General features: G+C 40.8%; 16 protein-coding genes. 9 read left to right on the top strand and 7 right to left on the bottom strand.

Translation table 11 applies throughout. The features are described 5' to 3' along the window. The first annotated feature begins 151 nt into the window (after positions 1-151). The gene (locus DK924_RS09945; RefSeq protein ID WP_258306451.1) at positions 152-877 is read left to right on the top strand and encodes an ABC transporter substrate-binding protein; all 726 of its coding nucleotides are present in this window, start codon (positions 152-154) and stop codon (positions 875-877) included. Positions 878-1368: 491 nt separating this feature from the next. On the opposite strand, the gene DK924_RS09950 is transcribed toward DK924_RS09945, so the two are convergent. After that, positions 1369-2592 carry a NupC/NupG family nucleoside CNT transporter gene (locus DK924_RS09950; protein ID WP_008110735.1) on the bottom strand — a complete coding sequence of 408 codons (1224 nt, stop codon included), beginning with the start codon at positions 2590-2592 and terminating at the stop codon, positions 1369-1371. Positions 2593-2609: 17 nt separating this feature from the next. Then, a complete protein-coding gene (udk, locus tag DK924_RS09955) occupies positions 2610-3239 on the bottom strand; it encodes a uridine kinase (RefSeq protein ID WP_008110733.1) in 630 nt (209 codons plus the stop codon). Between the two features lie 192 nt (positions 3240-3431). Between udk and DK924_RS09960 the strand changes: the two genes are divergently transcribed. From DK924_RS09960 to DK924_RS09985, 5 genes are all read left to right on the top strand, one after another. Then, positions 3432-4649 carry a phosphopentomutase gene (locus tag DK924_RS09960; RefSeq protein WP_008467026.1) on the top strand — a complete coding sequence of 406 codons (1218 nt, stop codon included), beginning with the start codon at positions 3432-3434 and terminating at the stop codon, positions 4647-4649. Between the two features lie 64 nt (positions 4650-4713). Next, complete coding sequence (gene deoD, locus DK924_RS09965; RefSeq protein ID WP_008110728.1) at positions 4714-5415, top strand: purine-nucleoside phosphorylase; 702 nt, start codon at positions 4714-4716, stop codon at positions 5413-5415. 385 nt (positions 5416-5800) lie between these two features. Then, positions 5801-6544, top strand: coding sequence for a ferredoxin--NADP reductase (locus DK924_RS09975; protein ID WP_054201474.1), 744 nt, complete (start codon positions 5801-5803; stop codon positions 6542-6544). Between the two features lie 90 nt (positions 6545-6634). Beyond that, a complete protein-coding gene (locus DK924_RS09980; protein ID WP_055011593.1) occupies positions 6635-7336 on the top strand; it encodes a nuclear transport factor 2 family protein in 702 nt (233 codons plus the stop codon). A 9-nt stretch (positions 7337-7345) separates the two neighbouring features. Further along, on the top strand, positions 7346-7666 hold the full coding sequence (locus tag DK924_RS09985) for a hypothetical protein (protein WP_008112665.1): 321 nt from the start codon (positions 7346-7348) through the stop codon (positions 7664-7666). Between the two features lie 12 nt (positions 7667-7678). On the opposite strand, the gene DK924_RS09990 is transcribed toward DK924_RS09985, so the two are convergent. Next, positions 7679-8560: a tetratricopeptide repeat protein gene (locus DK924_RS09990; protein WP_010388681.1), complete on the bottom strand. Its 882-nt coding sequence runs from the start codon at positions 8558-8560 to the stop codon at positions 7679-7681. A 640-nt stretch (positions 8561-9200) separates the two neighbouring features. Between DK924_RS09990 and katG the strand changes: the two genes are divergently transcribed. Next, complete coding sequence (gene katG, locus DK924_RS09995) at positions 9201-11381, top strand: catalase/peroxidase HPI (RefSeq protein WP_109875047.1); 2181 nt, start codon at positions 9201-9203, stop codon at positions 11379-11381. A 526-nt stretch (positions 11382-11907) separates the two neighbouring features. Here the strand turns inward: katG and DK924_RS10000 are convergent. The 4 genes from DK924_RS10000 to DK924_RS10015 form a co-directional block, all read right to left on the bottom strand. Then, positions 11908-13509 (bottom strand): ABC-F family ATPase, encoded by a 1602-nt coding sequence (locus DK924_RS10000; protein WP_109875261.1) that lies wholly within the window; start codon positions 13507-13509, stop codon positions 11908-11910. A gap of 143 nt (positions 13510-13652) precedes the next feature. Continuing rightward, positions 13653-14387, bottom strand: a complete 735-nt coding sequence (locus tag DK924_RS10005) for an ABC transporter substrate-binding protein (protein ID WP_109875048.1) — start codon at positions 14385-14387, stop codon at positions 13653-13655. 115 nt (positions 14388-14502) lie between these two features. Then, on the bottom strand, positions 14503-16014 hold the full coding sequence (locus DK924_RS10010; protein ID WP_109875049.1) for an ABC transporter substrate-binding protein: 1512 nt from the start codon (positions 16012-16014) through the stop codon (positions 14503-14505). A 35-nt stretch (positions 16015-16049) separates the two neighbouring features. Next, positions 16050-16832: an ABC transporter substrate-binding protein gene (locus DK924_RS10015; protein ID WP_109875050.1), complete on the bottom strand. Its 783-nt coding sequence runs from the start codon at positions 16830-16832 to the stop codon at positions 16050-16052. 447 nt (positions 16833-17279) lie between these two features. Between DK924_RS10015 and DK924_RS10020 the strand changes: the two genes are divergently transcribed. After that, positions 17280-17879, top strand: a complete 600-nt coding sequence (locus DK924_RS10020) for a bifunctional 2-polyprenyl-6-hydroxyphenol methylase/3-demethylubiquinol 3-O-methyltransferase UbiG (protein WP_109875262.1) — start codon at positions 17280-17282, stop codon at positions 17877-17879. Next, positions 17876-19465: a S24 family peptidase gene (locus DK924_RS10025; protein WP_109875051.1), complete on the top strand. Its 1590-nt coding sequence runs from the start codon at positions 17876-17878 to the stop codon at positions 19463-19465. Before DK924_RS10020 ends, DK924_RS10025 begins: the two co-directional genes overlap by 4 nt. Positions 19466-19607 lie beyond the last annotated feature (142 nt).

A 19607-nucleotide genomic window follows, 5' to 3' on the forward strand; every position in this document is an offset into this window, starting at 1 on the left:
CATTCCCGTCATTTTATTTCTATTTACGTCATCTGCTATTTTAACATTACAAACAGCGTTATAAATTAATAGTCTCTACGAGTTTTCTAGGTTAAAGTTATTACTTAAATCATAGGGGGTGTGTATCTATAAATTTATACTATTAGCTTTTGTGCTGTTATTTAGCCAAAAAATTCAGGCTGCTGAGCCTAAACTGGTTATTTATACCGAAAGTTTTCCTCCGTATAACTTTCAAGATGGCACTGGCCAATTGGTGGGTATCAATCATGACATAGTAAAAGATACCTGTGCCCGTGCAGCGCTAGAGTGCGAGTTTATAATGCTACCTTGGAAGCGTGCTTACCACTTAGTGCAAAGTAACCCGCAGTCAGCCATTTTTTCTTTGGCAAAAACGCAAGAGCGAGAGCCTCTTTTTAAATGGGTTGGACCCTTGGTGTCAAATCAAACCTATTTTTATAAATTAAAAACCAGTGAACATATTGTCATGGACGATATCACCCAAGCTAAAAACTACTCGCTAGGCATAGTACGAGGCGATATTTATGAAATGCTGGTGCGTCGACTTGGGTTTGTAGCTGATAAAAACTTATTGCTATTTAGTGAAGCAGACTCATTTATGCGTTTGTTTTTTAAAAAACGTATCGATTTAATTATTGGATCTGACTTTACCATAGGCCATCAAACCGAACCATTTGGCTACTCTAGAGATGATTTAGTAAAGCTTAAACAAATTCATGTAGATGAGCTAAAAGGCAATTATATTGGTTTTAATAAAGCTGCTTCACCTGCGATTGTAGAACGTTTTAATCAAGCATTAAAGCAACTTAAAGCTGAGTCTGAGTATAAACCTTACATTAACCGTTACGTTAAAAATTAAATTCATCGCTATCCGACATCATAGTTGAACGCATAGCATTTCACCGCTAGTTAGCCTCTGGGCCACTTCTTCTGATGACTTTAACACTTTGCCTGTGCTGAATTTATACCAATCCGCAATAATACTTAATCATTTTACGGGGGTAAACGTGTCGCTACCTGCGTTAAAAAATTCTCATTTACGACTGCATGGATGCAGAAGGTAGAGCAATGCAGGAGTTATTGCCGAGAACAACTAAATAGCAAATTTTCTGCCTTGCTATCAATACGTTTTCCAGCCTCAAAATAGACTACTTAACTAAGCGAATTGGTATTAATCGTAGAGAGAACGTGAGAATTAACGAAGATATTAAAAGGGTTTAAAGTAGGGGGGCTAAAACGATAAAAGGGCCTTGCGGCCCTTGGTGAAGTATCGTTCAAGTCAGATAGTGCTTTAACCCCTTAAAGCGCTATCCTATTGTTTTGCAACAGATGGATCATCTCATTAAGTTTCTAAGCTAGCGAGAGGAAAAACCCAGCAATTGCTGCGCTCATAAGGTTAGCCATAGATCCTGCTAACACTGCTCTGAGCCCTAAGCGTGCGATATCCTTTCGCCGACTAGGCGCCATACCGCCTAATCCACCTAGTAAAATGGCTATCGATGATAAGTTAGCAAAGCCACACAATGCAAAAGTAACAATTGCTTGTGTATGCGCACTTAACGTATCGCGATAATTTATAAAGTCTAAGTAAGCAACAAACTCATTTACCACTAACTTTTGACCAATAAAGCTGCCGGCTATAATTGCCTCATTCCACGGTACTCCTAGTAACCATGCAACAGGGGCAAATAAGTAGCCTAAAATTTCTTGTAGCGTTAATGTAGGGTAATCAAATAACCCACCAATACCGCCTAATAAACCGTTTAATAAAGCAATTAACGCAACGAAAGCAAGTAGCATTGCACCTACGTTAAGTGCCAACTGCATACCGTTTGCTGCGCCTGATGCTGCTGCATCAATAACATTAACCGGTTTGTCATCGCCTAAATCTATCTCGGCTAAATCATCTTTAGGTGTTTCTGTCTCTGGCACTATCATTTTTGCCATTAAGAAACCACCTGGTGCCGCCATAAAGCTGGCTGCAATTAAATACTTAAGGTCAACACCAATAATCACATAACCGGCCATTACAGAGCCTGCTACGGTGGCTAAACCACCAACCATTACGGCAAACAATTCCGACTTGGTCATGGTTGCAATAAACGGTTTAACAATTAAAGGCGCTTCAGTTTGACCAACAAAAATATTTGCTGTGGCTGAAAGCGACTCGGTGCGTGAGGTTTTCAATAATTTTTGTAAACCGCCACCCAAAATTTTAATAATCCAATCCATAATGCCCAAGTGATATAACACAGCAACCAACGCTGAGAAAAACACAATAACCGGCAATACTTGAATTGCAAAAATAAACCCTAGCGTATCTTGCGAAGCTAATGGGCCAAATAAAAAGCTAATTCCATCGTTGGCATAACCAATAACCGATGAAACGGCGCGGGACATACTCGCTAATACATTTTTGCCTGCTTCAAAAAACAGTACAAATCCGCCGATAATCACTTGCATTAAAAATGCGATACCCACGGTTCTTAGTTTTATTGCTTTGCGATTAGTTGAGGCTGCAAAGGCAATGCCTAGTAGCACCATCATGCCTACTAAGCTCATAAATGTTGTCATACAAACGTTTCCCGTTGTTATTCTTGTAAAATGTACTTTATTTTACTTTTTATAATATCAATCGCAACGCGATTCATACCGCCTCGAGTCACAACTAAATCAGCGTTATGCTTTGAAGGCTCAATAAATTGATAAAACATCGGTCTAACAGTTGCTTGATATTGCTCAACAACAGATTGTAATGTTCTGCCTCTTTGTTCCATGTCGCGTTGCATTCGGCGCATTAAACAAATATCTAGCGGTGTATCTATAAACACCTTGATATCAAATTCTTTATTAAGCGCTTTATCGCTCAGTAATAAAATACCTTCTACAATGAGTATTTTAGCCGAAGCCACACGGCGTGTTTTATCGCTGCGTGTATGTTGGGCATAATCATAAGTTGGTACTTCAACAGAGTGGCCATTACGAAGTTGTGTTAAATGCTCAAGCATTAGTTCGTGTTCAAATGCATCAGGATGGTCGTAATTCGTTTGCGTACGATGTGCCATGGGCAAATGCGATTGATCCTTGTAATAAGCATCTTCTTCAATAATGGCGATAGCGCCTGGTTCAAGCTCATTTACCAATTCATTATAAATTGTTTGGCTAAATAGAGATTTGCCGGACGCCGATGCGCCTGCAATAGCTATAATAGTTCGTGTCACTAAAGTTCTCACCCACACAGAAGGATATATTGTTGGTAGATCACAATAGCAAAAAAGACACGATTAATCTCTTTTGCTTCGCTTAAGAGTGCAAATTTATAATGTTTAGGTTTTATGAAACAGGACTTATGTCCTGTACGGAAAAATCGAAGAGCAGATAAAGTAACCACCTAGAACAGATGTGAGGTCACAATGGCAAGAGCAATTATCTTAATGGCGGATAGTTTAGGAATTGGCGCAGCACCCGATGCAGATAAATTCGGTGATGTAGGTGCTAATACATTCGCACATTTACTCAAGGCATATTATGACGAAACTGGCAGTAAGCTTTCGCTTCCTAACCTTTCAAAACTAGGGTTAGTTGATGCATGTGAAGCCGCTGGTAAAGAACCCTGTTTAATTGCTGACCGAAATGAGCCACAAGGTGCATGGGGTTATGCAAAAGAGCTTTCAAGCGGTAAAGACACGCCATCGGGTCATTGGGAAATGGCTGGCGTGCCAGTGTTATTTGATTGGGGATATTTCCCAAAAACACAACCGAGTTTCCCACAAGAATTTGTAGACGAGTTTATTGCTCGTACAGGTATTCCGGGCATTTTAGGCAATTGCCATGCATCGGGAACCACTATTTTAGAGCAGCTAGGTGAAGAGCACGTAAAAACAGGTAAACCAATCTGTTACACCTCAGCTGACAGTGTGTTTCAAATAGCCGCGCATGAAGAATCATTCGGCCTAGAGAAGCTTTATCAAGTTTGCGAAATCGCACGGGCGCTGCTTGATGAAATGAATATAGGACGAGTGATTGCGCGGCCATTTTTGGGTTCAAATAGTCAAGACTTTGCCAGAACCGGTAATCGTCGTGATTATTCAGTATTACCGCCTTCGCCAACATTGCTTGATGTACTTGCAAAAGACGGTGGCGAAGTAATCAGTATTGGTAAAATTTCAGATATTTATGCGCACCAAGGCATTACCCAAAAGCATAAAGCGCCAGGTTTAATGAACTTGCTAGAAAAAACCAGTGAAGTGATGGCCACTGCGCAGGATCACAGTTTAATTTTTACCAATTTAGTTGATTTTGATGAAAAGTTTGGCCATCGCAGAAATCCTGTTGGCTATGCTAAAGCGCTAAAAGAGTTTGATGATTACTTACCAACTATTTTAGATCAGCTAAAGCCTGATGATTTATTAATGATCACCGCCGATCATGGCTGTGACCCGACCTTTCCAGGGTCAGAGCACACTCGTGAGTATGTGCCAGTTATTGCTTATCAGCCAGGAATGAACAACACGCCACTGGGTGAACGCAATAGCTTTGCTGATATCGGTCAAACACTTGCGCAATGGTTTAACCTTAAAGCGTTAGAATATGGTGATGGCTTTATTGATAAGCTGAACACAGTTAAATAACTTAGAAATACGCTCGCTATTTTAAAGTAATAGGGCTTTTAGCCAAACAAAAGGAAAACAATCAATGAGTACTCCGCATATCAGTGCAAACGTAGGTGATTTTGCCGAAACAGTATTAATGCCAGGCGATCCGCTACGCGCACAATATATTGCTGAAAACTTTTTAGATGATGCAGTGCAAGTAACTGGCGTACGTAACATGTACGGCTTTACTGGAACTTACAAAGGTAAGCCAGTGAGCATTATGGGTTCAGGCATGGGCATTCCTTCAATGTCAATTTATGCTCGTGAGCTTATTGTTAGTTTTGGCGTTAAAAATATTATCCGTATTGGTACCTGTGGTGGTATTGGCAGCGATATTAAAATTCGCGACGTAATCTTTGCACAAGGTGCAAGTACTGATTCTAACGTGAACCGTGCCCGCGTTCGTGGTACTGACTTTGCAGCGATTGCTAACTTTGATTTACTTTTAAACGGCGTTAATGCGGCTAAAGATTTAGGCATTGATGCAAAAGTAGGTAACGTATTTACTACCGATACTTTCTATCAAGCTGATGACACTTTCTACAAAGACCTAGACAAACTAGGTGTACTTGCGGTTGATATGGAAACAGCTGGCCTATACGGCGTAGCAGCAGAGTACGGCGCAAAAGCAATGGCATTATTTACCGTAAGCGATCACGTGATCACCGGCGAAGCAACACCTGCAGATGAGCGTCAAACCACGTTCAACGAAATGGTAAAAATTGCATTAGAGTCTATCTAATCTTAAACAGTTCCTTGGTAACGTATTCACTAAGTTTTGGAGACACGCCCAAAGTGAAGTGAGACTAAACCCCCAAAGCCGCATGTTATGCGGCTTTTTTTATGCCTGAATTTAGGTGCGGGATGCGAGCCAAGGGCTTCGAGCTACGAGCTTTATGTTCCTAGGTTTTAGCACTAGCTCGTTGCTCGATACTCGAAACCCGTAGCCCGTTGTGTTCTCATTTATTTCCCTGTCAGTATTTATAACTTAATGCTAATGTTTAAGTTATAAAGCTTGCCTTTAAAGTGAACAATTTTAAAGTTTTAGCTGATAGCTGATAGCTGATAGCTGATAGCTGATAGCTGATAGCTGATAGCTGAAAAACGTCTTAAACTCTGGAGTAACTATGTCTAATTGGATTGATGCGACAGTAAAGTCAGTCAAATGGTGGAATGAATCGTTATTTAGCATAACCGTTCACGCTGATGTAGAGCCGTTTAAAGCAGGGCAATTTACAAAGCTCTCTATTATGGACGGTGATAAACGTATCGCTCGCGCCTACTCTTATGTTAATGCACCACAAAGTCCTGATTTAGAGTTTTACCTCATCAATGTGGTTGATGGTTTACTATCTTCTCATTTAGCCACACTCAAACCAGGTGACACCGTATTAATAGAGCGCCGAGCAACTGGCTTTTTTACTCTAGATGAAGTGCCTGCGAGTGAGCAATTGTGGATGCTTAGTACAGGCACAGCTATTGGGCCATTTTTATCAATGTTACAGCAGAGCGAAGTATGGCAAAAATACAAACACATAAATTTAGTGCATGGTGTACGGCAAAATAGCGATTTAAGCTATCAGGAGCTTATTAACAAACTAATAAAATCACACCCTAGTCAACTCAACTATATTCCGGTTGTTAGCCGTGAGGTGCCTTTACAAGGCTTAGCAGGCAGAATTACCACTGTGATTGAAAACAACGCTTTATATGAGCACGTGGGGTTATGGGCTACACCAAATAACGCCCAATTTATGCTGTGTGGTAATCCGCAAATGGTTAAAGACACCACAGAGTTATTATTGGCTCAAAATTATAAGCGTAATCGTCGAAAAGAGCCGGGACATATCACGGTTGAGCAGTATTGGTAGCTAGCTATAACGTTATAATAACTATCTCAGAGGCCTAAAATTTGCTATGTTGCGCTTTAATTGTATTTAGTCTTCGTACTTAGGAAATCCATGAAATCTTTATTTATTATTTGTGCCTGTTTATTGGCCGCTTTCACGTTAAATAGTCATGCTATAGAGCAATCAACACCGCTGGACGAGACTAAACAAACACAGCAAAAAAATGCAGCGCAACAACAAGACGCGCTTGATACATTAAGCCAAGAGGCTAATACACCAAAAAAGCCGGTTGTTGAGAAAGTAAAAGCAGATGACTCTCAAGTACTTGGCAGCGAATCTACAAAGCCCGTTCAGCAGCCTAATAGTAAAGCGGATAAAGCTCAGGCTGTTGCGCAAGCTGAGCAAGCAGTTACACAAGCAAAAGAAGCACTCACAGCAAAGCAACAAGCCAAAGCAAAACAGTCGCGTGAGTCACTTGCTGTTGTTGAGCAATTAGTAAATGCTTACAACGCGCGTAACATTGAAGAATTTATTCGCATGTATGATGAAGATGTTGAGTTTTATATTTTCCCGAATGAGCTATTATTTAAAGGTAAAGAAAAACTAATAGCGCGTTATGGCATTATGTTTAAAAAACTTAAGTGTCTGCACTCATCACCAATCAAGCGTATTGTGCATGGTGATATTGTAATAGACCATGAACTGTCAGAAACCTGTTCAACGGATGCGAACGTTATAGATAAACGTTCAGAGCTTATATCAAGTTATCAGATCAAAGATGGTAAAGTGGTTAGGGTTTTATTTTTTAGGTAATTATTAATTATGCAGCTAAGTGACGAGAAAAAAATTCGTGTAATGTATCGAGTAGAGCCAGGCTGTTTAGGCCCTGATGGCGTAGACCACATTGAAGACTTTTGTCGCTTTGCGAACAAGCACATTAAATCGCCTTATTATGCGCAGTTATTATTTTTACCTCGATACGACAAGCAAAAAGATGAGCGCCAATACAGCGTTAAAAACCGCAATTTATCTCAGGTGCAGGCTAAAGCGTACTTAAATCATTTTGAAATTGACATAGAAGACTTTGAAGAGCAGCTAGACGAGCTGCTCTCTAAATCAATAGACTTATACTTCAAACGCTAGGGTCAGCAGACCCTAAGCTTCGTTTGAAACAATAGCATTAAAGCTATCGTTATCATGTAGGCTGGCAAAAGCACTTTCGTGAAGTAGCTCGTTTCGTAAGTTAGGCGAGTATTCAAGAGACATTTTTATATCAGCTAGGGCATCTGCATGCTCATGCGTTAAAGCATACGCACAGGCTCTTTGCCAATAGGCGTAACCGTAATCGCTATCTATATCAATGGCTTGATTGCAAAGCTCAATGGCTTGCTCAGTTTCATTTAGTTCTAATAATGCATCCGCTTTGTAGGCAATGGCTTCTACATCTTCTGGTTTACGTTTTAAAATCTCATCGAATATTTCAATTTTATTGGCAATATCACTTTCTAGGTTGGCTCGCATCCATAACGAATGAACTTCGTTGGTGATCGATATACGTTCTTGGTTACTGAGTATTTCTTCAGAACGTACACGCAGTTTTTCTTCTAAAATTTTCAAGCGGTCTTCGTACTCGTCAGTAATAACACTAACTCGAGTATTTACTATATCTTCTACTTTATTTTTTACATCACGTAGTGAATTCCAGCCCACCAATACTAAAATAGAAGCAGTGGCAGTAATAATAAAAAATACATTATTAATGGTATCTGTGGTGTAGGTAAGCGCCCGATCGGCGGTGTCTAACTGTGCATGCGTAACTTGTTTGGTTACGTCTTCACGCAGTTTTTGTTGATCTTGGCGAACCGACTTTAATTCGTCGAGAATATAACGCTCAAGTAATGGCTTATACATTGGCTCTTTTAGCTGCGCTAATTCACGTTGCTGTTGCTCATCCAAGGTCGCGGTGTTTTTATCAGCAGCTTGCACTACAGATGAAGCACCTATAAAAACAATAAATAGTAAAAAATAAAAACGCATTGATATGCCTAGTTAAAAAATTAATTAATCGCTTTGTTAACTCTAACATGCGCACATCATTGGTACTAGGGTGAGTATAGGGAAGCTGGCATTAACTTGAGTAGCAGTAATTATAGGCAAAAAAAACCAGCCCAAGGTGGGCTGGAAAAAACTACATCAACATCTCAGGGAACAATAGGAGATAAGGCCTAGTGTATATGTGCCTACCTGAATTTTTACTTAACTAAATTCAAATAGTTAAAATAGGGAAGAAATAAAGGTGCATAAATAGTTTATACACCTTTTATAACTATAATTTCATGGCGAAGGGGGGTATTCCACTGTGCACTTAAGATAACCTAAGTCACTTTCAAACCCTTCAGCATACATTACGTGGCTATTTTTAATAACGATCATCTATTTTATAAAAAGTTTTAATATTAAGCACACAACTGGCAGCACCATCATATTTATAAATGATTGTAATCGTTTTAAAGCATCGTCTTGCTCTAGCGTATCAAAGCCGCTACACGTATATTGAATAAGCAGAGACCGTACACGTCATTAATATAATGGCAAAAAAATAACAGCGCTCCCAATTGGTGAATGCCAAAAGCAGTAAGCATGGGCGTTTTTATTTATATTTAAAAAGGAGCTCAATATGGATAATCATAAAGTGGGTAAATGCCCAGTTATGCATGGCAGTAATACCACAACTGAAAACACCAATACAGATTGGTGGCCAAATTCACTAAATTTAGACATCCTTCATCAGCACGATAGTAAAACTACCCCCTACGATAGCGACTTTAATTACGCCGACGCTTTTAATTCACTCGACTTAGAGGCACTTAAAACCGACCTAAAAAATTTAATGACTCAAAGCCAACCGTGGTGGCCAGCCGATTGGGGGCACTATGGTGGCCTGATGATCCGTATGGCGTGGCATGCAGCGGGCTCGTATCGTTTAGCGGATGGCCGAGGCGGTGGCGGTACGGGTAATCAACGTTTTGCTCCACTTAACTCATGGCCCGATAATGCCAACCTCGACAAAGCTCGCCGTTTGCTGTGGCCAATTAAAAAGAAATACGGCAATAAGCTTTCATGGGCTGATCTGATTATTTTAGCCGGTAATATGGCGTATGAATCAATGGGACTTAAAACCTTTGGCTTTGCTGGCGGCCGTGAAGATATTTGGCACCCAGAAAAAGACGTTTACTGGGGCGCAGAAAAAGAATGGCTTGCGCCTAGTGATGAGCGATATACCCAGGTTGATAAACCCGATACCATGGAAAACCCATTAGCAGCAGTACAAATGGGCTTAATTTATGTAAACCCAGAAGGGGTTAATGGCAAGCCCGATCCGCTTAAAACCGCAGATCAAGTTCGGGAAACCTTTGCCCGCATGGCCATGAACGACGAAGAAACCGCAGCACTCACCGTTGGTGGCCACACTGTAGGTAAAACTCACGGTAATGGTAAAGAAGAAAACTTAGGCCCTGAGCCAGAAGCTGCCGACGTGCATGAGCAAGGTCTAGGTTGGAATAACCATAAAACGCGTGGCATTGGCCGCGATACCATGACCTCAGGTATTGAGGGCGCATGGACAACTTACCCAACTAAATGGGATAACGGCTATTGTAAATTGTTGCTCAATTACGAATGGGAGCTAACAAAAAGCCCTGCCGGTGCTCATCAGTGGGAGCCGGTTAATATTAAAGAAGAAGATAAACCCGTTGATGTGGAAGACTCATCAATTCGTTTAAACCCAATAATGACCGATGCCGACATGGCAATGAAGCTCGACCCCGCATATCGTAAAATTATTGAGCGTTTTAATGATGATTTTGAGTACTTTACTGACGTATTTGCTCGCGCATGGTTTAAGTTAACCCACCGTGATTTAGGGCCAAAATCGCGCTATTTAGGTGCCGATGTACCAAGCGAAGATTTAATTTGGCAAGATCCAATTCCAACGGTTGATTACACCCTAAGCGACGCTGAAATAACCGATTTAAAAGCGAAGCTACTTAATTGTGGATTAAGTGAAACCGACTTAATTAATACCGCATGGGATAGCGCACGTACTTATAGAGGCTCCGATCACCGTGGTGGTGCAAATGGCGCCCGTATTCGCCTAGCTCCGCAAAATAGCTGGCAAGGTAACGAACCAGAGCGTTTAGCTAATGTGATTGCAGCCCTTGAAAAACTGCAAGCGAGTTTAACTAAGCCTGTTAGTATGGCCGATTTAATTGTACTTGGCGGCACCGCTGCGGTTGAGCAAGCGGCTAAAAAGGCAGGAGTTGATATAACCGTACCGTTTGCCCCAGGGCGTGGCGATGCTAGTGATGACATGACCGATGCAGAGTCATTCGAGCCATTAGAACCAATTCATGACGGTTTTAGAAATTGGTTGAAAAAAGACTACGCTGTATCCGCCGAGGAGCTATTACTGGAGCGCAGCCAATTAATGGGCTTAACCGCGCCAGAAATGAGCGTGTTACTAGCTGGTATGCGCGTACTGGGCACTAACTATGGCAATAGTGACCATGGCGTATTTACAGACAACGTAGGCGTACTGAGTAACGACTTCTTTGTTAATTTAACTGACATGAACAACCGCTGGGAACCTGCAAGTAAAGGCGAGTACAACATAGTTGATCGCGCAAGCGGTAAAACCAAGTACACGGCTACGCGGGTTGATTTAGTGTTTGGTTCAAACTCAATTTTACGTGCATTGGCAGAGTTTTATGCTCAAGACGATAACAAAACCCGTTTTGTACACGACTTTATAAATGCATGGGTAAAAGTAATGAACGCCGATAGGTTTGATATTAAATAAACCTGAGTAATATTTAAAAAGGAGCAGTAATGCTCCTTTTTTTATTATTTGAAAGTTACGAGCTGCGGGCAACGGGCTGCGAGGCGCGAGCTAGTGCTAAAATCTGAAACCTTTATCCTTTAACCTACTCTTTCAGCGCAGCGCCTCATAGCCCTCTTTGTGCATAATTCACTAAAAGCTATTTGAACACAGAGAAGCGAATGAGAGTAAATGAGAAGACAACGGACTTCGAGCTGCGAGTCGCGGGTAAAATGCAGCGCCTCATAACCTTCAGTGGTAAATAAATCACTTAAAAGTTATTTGCACAAAGAGCAAATAATGAGTGCAAATGAGCAAAAAAACACAGCCTTTCTTTGCTTTTTTATAAATAAACTACCAAGCACAATTCTGCCGAACCCCGAACCCCGAACCCCGAAATACAGACACAAAAAAACGGCGCTTAAACAAGCACCGCTTTTAAAATGGTTTAGGCTATTTCTTTAACCTTTAACCTTTAACCTTTAACCTTTAACCTTTAACCTAGCTCTTAAGCTACTTTATTTTCTTCGCAGCTTGCTAGGTATTCGTCAAACGTACCTTGGAAGTCAATCACTTGCTTGTCTTTAATATCAACAATACGCGTTGCTAGTGACGATACAAACTCACGGTCATGGCTTACAAAAATAAGTGTGCCTTTAAAGTCTTTTAGGGCATTGTTAAGCGCTTCAATGGCTTCCATATCCATGTGGTTTGTTGGTTCATCCATTATTAGTACGTTAACGTCTTGCATCATTAACTTACCGAATAACAAACGGTTTTTCTCACCACCTGAACAGTTACGCGCTTTTTTATTTGAATCGTCTGCGGTAAATAATAAACGCCCTAACATGCCACGAACCATTAAATCGTTGTGTTTAGCTGTTCGCCACTGCGACATCCAATCAAATAAAGTTAAGTCGTTATCAAAGTCTTTGCTGCTGTCTTGTGGGCAGTAACCAAAGGTCGCGTTTTCTGACCATTTAACTTCACCGTGTAAACTTTCAAGCTCGTTAACTAAACAACGTAAAAAGGTGGTTTTACCCACACCGTTTTCGCCAATTACCGCAAGCTTTGCACCCGCTTCTAGCAATAAGTCGCCGCCGGTAAATAACGTTTCACCGTCAAACCCATGGCCAAGCTTGGTTAGCTCAAGCGCTTGGCGATACATTTTTTTGCCTTCGTCAAAGCTCAGTGACGGGCTCATACGGCTTGATGCTTTAACTTCATCAAGCTTAATTTTATCCATTTTTTTAGCGCGCGAGCTGGCTTGTTTTGCTTTAGAGGCATTAGCACCAAAACGGTTAACAAAGTCTTGCAGCTCGTCTATTTCAGCGCTTTTTTTCGCGTTTTCAGCTAATAACTGTTCGCGTTGCAAGCCTGAGGCTTCAAGGTACTTTTCGTAGTTACCTGGGTAAATACGCAGCTCGCCGTAATCAATATCGGCCATGTGCGTACATACCGAGTTTAAAAAGTGACGGTCATGGGAAATAATAATCATGGTACATTTACGTTGGTTAAGCTCATTCGCAAGCCACGTAATAGTATGAATATCCAAGTTATTGGTTGGCTCATCAAGTAGCAAAATATCAGGGTTAGCAAATAGCGCCTGTGCTAAAAGCACACGCAATTTCCAACCAGGGGCTACGTTTGCCATTAAACCATAATGAAAATCTTTATCGATACCCGCATCAAGTAGTATTTCTTCTGCGCGGCTTTCTGCGGTGTAACCGTCCATTTCAGCAAAAACGCTTTCAAGCTCGGCCACTTTCATGCCGTCTTCTTCGCTCATTTCAGGCAACGAATAAATACGGTCGCGCTCTTGTTTTACTTTCCAAAGCTCAACGTCGCCCATAATTACCGCATCAACTACGCTGTATTGTTCAAACGCAAACTGATCTTGGCTAAGGTTACCTAATTTTAGCCCCGGCGTAATAGACACATTACCTGCACTAGGCGTAAGCGCACCGCTTAAAATTTTCATAAATGTCGACTTGCCGCAGCCGTTAGCGCCAATTAAACCGTAACGGTTACCGTTACCAAATTTAGCTGAAATGTTTTCAAACAACGGCTCTGCGCCAAACTGCATCGTAATATTTGCGGTGGAGATCAAAAAAAGTAATCCTAGAAAATTAATGGCAGGGTTAAGCTGCAGCAAGGTGCCGCATAAATAAACAAGCGATAGAGTAAATAATAGGCCGCGAATTATACAGATCCACGCCCAAAGATGAAAGGTAAAAGAATAAAGCTTAAAAGCTATAACAGCTGATAAATAGCGTGTATGTTGCTTTTATTTTGTTTAATTAACTCATTTATAGTTTGTAACTCGGCTTGGTTAATAGACTTTTTACTCAACATTAAATGAATAGAACTCTTATTAATAGCCGCCATACTAGTAACAAGCTCAATGCTTGGGTGTTGGTTTAAAAAATATTGTGCTGCTACTTCGTCTTCTATTGCGTAATCCACTCTGTTTTTACTAAGCATTGCAAAGCGTTTATCGGCTGTGGGCATCATAATAACGTGAGCAGGATGATTTTGTTTAAACTGCGCAAATGCAGCGCCATAATAACTACCGCGACCAGTAGCGAGAGTTAAATCTCTATAAAAAATATCGCTTAGGTTATTTATATCAGGAGAGTCGCTATATTTATAAAGGCGCATTATTTCATCGCGATAAGTATCGCTAAAATAGGCATAACTTTGTCTATCAGAGGTTATGCTGGCTGCAAAAACAACATCAATACGACCTTCTTTTAACTCTTCAAAAGCACGAGCCGAAGTAGGCAGCAACATAAACTTTAAACAAAAAGGTGAGCCGTTAAAAATCGTATTTACCACATCAATTTCAACGCCTGTTAAATTGTTATTAACTGCCACCACATAAGGCGGCCAGTTGCGTTCATTAGTACCCACTTTAAGTGTTTTGGCACAGGCAAATACCTTAAAACTACCAATTATTAGTAATACAACAAAAGCGAGTCTTAGCATTTTATTACTCTAAAGAATGACTACAACTAAGTATACACTAGCTGGCAGATTTATCCCGCTTGTAATAAATAAAGAGCGCGCAGTGCAGGTAGCCCAGTAAAAACAAATGGGGGGCTTAAGGAGTTGCAACTAAGCCTAACGACGCTCGATAAGCCTTTAATTGTTTTTCACGGCCAATTTCATCGGTTAACTTATTCCAGCCGGTTTCAATGTTTTCAACCGTTTGGTCTACGGTTTGGTTATGCCTTAAGTATTTAGCTACTTCCGTGTCGAGTATGTCTCTAAAGTAACGGTTGTTTTCAAAAATTCTTAAATCCAGAATAATATTGGCATTATTTACCGTTTTAGAAATAGAGCCTAAATAAAAGCGAAGGGTATTTTCACTCATGCCTTGCTTAAGCCAGCTTTGCTGATTAACCAATTGAGAGGTACGATACGGGTTCATGCCCGTGGCCCCTATGGTTACATCTTCATTAGATTGCAAAGGCTGAGTAACATACGACAAGTACTCATAAGCGAGCTTTTTTTTGCCAGTAGTGCTGGCGCGGTTTATTGAGCCTACCCAACCACCAAATGCAGCATAAGGCGCATAGTTAATATCGCCCATGGCAAATGGGCAAAGGGTAGAGTTACATCGTTCAAGCTGGTTTGTTTTACGATTTAATACCTCGGTTGACCCCGGTAATATACTTACCCCCGTTTTGTTTTTTACTTTAGATTCGGGTAGTACGGTCATGGTGCCAATATCGCCCCATTCAATAGCTAAAGCGCAGCGCCCATTAATAAACGCATACCTTACATCGTTAGTGTCAAAGTTAAGTTCATCGGCAGAGCCAAATTCGGTGGTTTGTTTATAAATTTGTAAGGCTTTTTTAAATGCCGCGTTATTCACTAACGGCGCCATGGTTTTGGTGTTAAAAAATATCCCCTGCGAGGTACCTTTGCTTTGCAAAAAACTACCCGCAATAGACAACAGCGACCAATACGACTGTTCATTGGCTTTTTTAGAAATGCATGAGCCAAAATCACCTTCGCCATCCCCATTCATATCAACCCCATGCAATTGCTTAGCAATAGCAAGGTAATCATCCCAGGTTCTGGGTGGGGTAAGGCCATACTTTTTAAGTACATCGAGGCGGTAATACAGTAAGTGTATATCGCCATCGAGGGGGATAGAGTAAATTTGACTATTATATTTAGAGCTAAAATCTCTAAAAAAGCGCGATACATCATTCCATTGAATTAAAGGGTCGGCACTTACGTAAGTGTCTAGGCGCTCTAGGTAATTGTTTTGTGCAAAATCAACCATCCACTGCGATGCATAAGCAATAATATCGTACTGGCTGGTTGGTGAGCTTAAATCTTTACTTATTTCGTTATATAACTGACCAAAAGGCACCTTGGTTACATTAACTTTAATACCGGTTCGCTGTTCAAACTCTAATCCCCTTTGTATTAGTGGCTTGCTAATAATAGTGCCTAAATCAACCGTAAGTACATTAAGTTGGGTGTTTGCGTGAAGCAGTGTACTGGGTTGGCTTTCTATTTTAGAGAGAGGCAGGTTACTTTGTGCAACGCATTGAAAAACAAAAATTAAGCTTATAACTAAAGCAAATACAACTCTCATAAAAAACTCAACCACAGCAATATGTAGTTACTACTCTAGTCTATATTTTGTGGAAAGGGAAAAGGCAGGTAGTTGTAAGCAATAAAAAGCGCTTCTAGCTCACCACTGGCAAGTAACTTAGCAAAGCCGGCATCAAAAATTTGTGCTAGCTCGCGGCCTTTAGCGTTATCGGTAAAGGCAATATATTGCTTTATTGGAACTATGTTTTCAATTTGGTACTGCTGTGGGTCAAAGTTTATTGTTGATAACTCAGCGGCATTAGCAATCAAGGTTTGCTGCAGCGCTTTACGGCTATCTAAAAAGAAATCAAGCCTATCAAGCTTGAGCATTTTAACGCCCTCAATCCGCTGAGTAACCTGTTGCAAATCAATCGGCACATACAAATAATTATTGTAGTTAGATCCCCTTAATGTGCCTACCGAGCGGTTTTGTAGCGAATACTCACCTTGCCAATTTTTAAATCGGCCTTTTTTAAACATCGCCGACACAAAAGTAATATCGTAATGCCAAACCGGAAAGTACAACCCCTCCACCTCATTTTGCCTTGCACTTAACATAGCATCGGCATTGCCGTTAGCCGTCCACCAATAAGCACGCGACTGAGGCACAATCATAATATTGAGTTCAATCGACTGCGCAGCAAAAATTTTAGTCAGCATATCAACGTAAAGGCCAGAGCCGTCTTTTTCTACCAGCCCGTCAATGGTGTCGGTAGCCAGTACAATTTTTTTAATATCGCTCGACGCCCAACCACTGCTAGGCACGCCTAAACAAAGCGCTAAAAGTACAGCTAAAAACCACTTAAACCTAACATTCATTGTAAGTAACACCTCGGTACTTAAACACAGCTACACTAGCCAATACATTTTTTATACTAGTAAGCGCTGAAGAGCGATCTTATGAGTAAACATAGCACACCTCGCTGACCAATAAATGAACGGTGCAATACGTGTTCATACTATTACACTGAAGGGTAAATAACAGCCATGTTTTTAGTGTGGATTAAGGTAAGTGTTTAATTATTGCTACTCATTCAAATAGCGCCGAGGCGTTTATATAACTTTAATACTTTCAAAGATGTAGAGTTAATAGGTAAAAGTGTAAATAACATTGGTTTATAGCCGTTAAACAGTGCTTTTTTGTAATAAAAACATACTACTTAGGGCGTATATATTGCCGTAGCTCTATATTTTTAAATGTTGATACTGTAGATTAGTTATAAATGAATGCCAGATTAATAAATAAACCAAGGAGCGGTGAATTTAGTGCCTACTAAAACACTCAATTACTACAATCAACATGCACAAACTTTTAGCGACTCAACGCTTAATGTTGATATGTCGGCGCTTTACGCTGAGTTTTTACCGCTTATCCCTAAACATGGCCATATTTTAGATGCTGGCTGTGGCAGTGCCCGCGATGCTATGTATTTTAAACAGCAAGGTTTTACTGTTAGCGCGTTTGATGCAAGCGAAAATATTGCAAAGTTAGCCAGTAATTACTTACTACAAACTGTAGAGGTAAAAGCCTTTCAGCAGCTTAATTGTACAAATATGTACGACGGCATTTGGTGCTGCGCCAGTTTATTGCATGTGCCAAAAGTAGAGTTACCGCAGGTGTTTTTAAAGCTGCAAAATGCCCTAAAACCAAACGGTGTTTTGTATGTGTCGTTTAAATACGGCAGGCAAGAGCGCGTGCATAACGGCCGTGAATTTACCGATTTAAATGAAGATGGCCTAACCGCGCTAATTACCCACCACACCGAGCTTAAAATACTAAAACAATGGCAGAGTGTTGATCAGCGCCCAGGTCGTGAAAGCGAAGTGTGGCTCAATGCGCTAATTAAAGCAGTGCCCGTTTTATGATTGGTACAATGCAGCAGCAACTCGACTTTATTGCCTATATTCAGCGCATGCTGGTTGAGGGCGAATTCACAGCAACTTATAAATATGCACTATTACATGCTATTGCTGATATTTGCGTAGAACAGCAAAATGAAGAACAGAGTGCTCCTATGGAAATAAAAATCGACACGTTAGTCGATAAATTTATTCAACTTTATTGGAACCACTCAATGCCTTACGCTGCGCACTCTACCGATATTATTACTAATACTGAAGATATGCTGTTAAAGCAAAATAGCCAAGGACAGGCAAAGTTCATCACCGAAATTTACAAACTACAAAATGCAGGTGTGAAAAGTTACAACGCATTCAAAAACTACCAACAATATAACCAAGTAATTAGTTCTCTTAGGCGAACATTTATCGATGGCCCTCTTTGGCGCTTACAGTTACTTTCGGGTAAAGAAGAATGTTTTTTATATCCCCATATACTTTTAGGTAAAGGCAGAGAGCCCAAGCGAATTGTTTTAAATGCTGGTATAGCTCAGTGTTTTAGGCGTTTTTACGATTTGGTTGTGCATCTTAGTGTTACTGAATGGATAGAAAAAGTACAAACAATAAAAGCGAATCAAACACTATTAGGATCGCAAAGCCAGCTACAAGAGTTCTTGTTTGGCAGTAACAGAACTGCGTTAAAAGTGGTAACTCCACTATTGATAGATATTCAAAACGGGCTTTGCTTTTACTGCCAAAAGCCAATGAATCTCAAAAACGAAAAAGAAACTAAAAAAACGCCAGAGATCGATCACTTTATTCCTTTTAGGCGCTACCCAAACGACTTAGCACATAACTTTGTTGCTGCGCATGCTGATTGTAATAACAATAAGCGAGACCACCTCGCAGCTTTTGCTCACCGCGACCGCTGGCTAGAACAAAACCTTGATATTCATAAAGCCGAAATCACTAATAAACTGCAACCTTACTTTTATTGCGATGCAGATAAATCGCTTGCAGTAAGCAATTGGGCGTATCAGGTAGCCGAATCAAGCAGTGCTAAATTATGGCTTGGCAAAAACAGTTTCGAACAAGCAAAACCAACTGCTGAGTTGTTTACGTTTCCAAACGCATCCCAACCTGAGTTAAATCAAGTTGCTAAGCCCGAAGTTAGTTTAAAATCAACTGATAACGCATTAAAGCTGCCGTACTTCCCCAATATAAAAATAGCCTGTGGGCATTTTAAAACAGGGGATGAAAGCGATATGGAATTAATGGACGCGCCACTTGGCGCGGGCAAGCTAGACCCGCAAGTGCACTTTTTAGCACACGCATCAGGTAACTCAATGAATGGCGGTAAACACCCAATACTTGATGGTGATTTACTGTTACTTGAGCTTATAACGTCCGATAAAGCCGGATCGCTACGCGGCCAAATAGTGGCGATAGAGCGAGATGATATAGGCGGGGAAGGACAGTATTTACTGCGTAAGGTTAATAAATTACCTAATGGGCAATACGAGCTAATTGCTCAAAACCCAGATTATGAGGTAATGATTGCTGATGAAAGCATGCGAACGTTCGCACGGTTTAAACAAGTGGTTGCTGAGTAGTTTGTAGTCGCGCTTTAACTTGTAGGCGCAGAGCTTGATCGCGCGCAAAGCGCTAATAACCTCTATTCGAGGTTTTATCGCGTTGGCGATGGCAACCAAAGGGCGGCTGCCGCCGACCGCCCTTTGGAATCCCACGGCGCAC

Origin of the sequence: Pseudoalteromonas sp. meg-B1 (assembly GCF_003173795.1) — a bacterium.
Lineage (GTDB): Bacteria > Pseudomonadota > Gammaproteobacteria > Enterobacterales > Alteromonadaceae > Pseudoalteromonas > Pseudoalteromonas undina.

Bases quoted from the DNA above. Each gene is read 5' to 3' on its own strand.
- DK924_RS09950 (WP_008110735.1), bottom strand. From the start codon at position 2,592: ATGACAACATTTATGAGCTTAGTAGGCATGATGGTGCTACTAGGCATT.
- DK924_RS09960 (WP_008467026.1), top strand. From the start codon at position 3,432: ATGGCAAGAGCAATTATCTTAATGGCGGATAGTTTAGGAATTGGCGCA.
- deoD (WP_008110728.1), top strand. From the start codon at position 4,714: ATGAGTACTCCGCATATCAGTGCAAACGTAGGTGATTTTGCCGAAACA.
- DK924_RS09975 (WP_054201474.1), top strand. From the start codon at position 5,801: ATGTCTAATTGGATTGATGCGACAGTAAAGTCAGTCAAATGGTGGAAT.
- DK924_RS09980 (WP_055011593.1), top strand. From the start codon at position 6,635: ATGAAATCTTTATTTATTATTTGTGCCTGTTTATTGGCCGCTTTCACG.
- DK924_RS09985 (WP_008112665.1), top strand. From the start codon at position 7,346: ATGCAGCTAAGTGACGAGAAAAAAATTCGTGTAATGTATCGAGTAGAG.
- DK924_RS09990 (WP_010388681.1), bottom strand. From the start codon at position 8,560: ATGCGTTTTTATTTTTTACTATTTATTGTTTTTATAGGTGCTTCATCT.
- katG (WP_109875047.1), top strand. From the start codon at position 9,201: ATGGATAATCATAAAGTGGGTAAATGCCCAGTTATGCATGGCAGTAAT.
- DK924_RS10005 (WP_109875048.1), bottom strand. From the start codon at position 14,387: ATGCTAAGACTCGCTTTTGTTGTATTACTAATAATTGGTAGTTTTAAG.
- DK924_RS10010 (WP_109875049.1), bottom strand. From the start codon at position 16,014: ATGAGAGTTGTATTTGCTTTAGTTATAAGCTTAATTTTTGTTTTTCAA.
- DK924_RS10015 (WP_109875050.1), bottom strand. From the start codon at position 16,832: ATGAATGTTAGGTTTAAGTGGTTTTTAGCTGTACTTTTAGCGCTTTGT.
- DK924_RS10025 (WP_109875051.1), top strand. From the start codon at position 17,876: ATGATTGGTACAATGCAGCAGCAACTCGACTTTATTGCCTATATTCAG.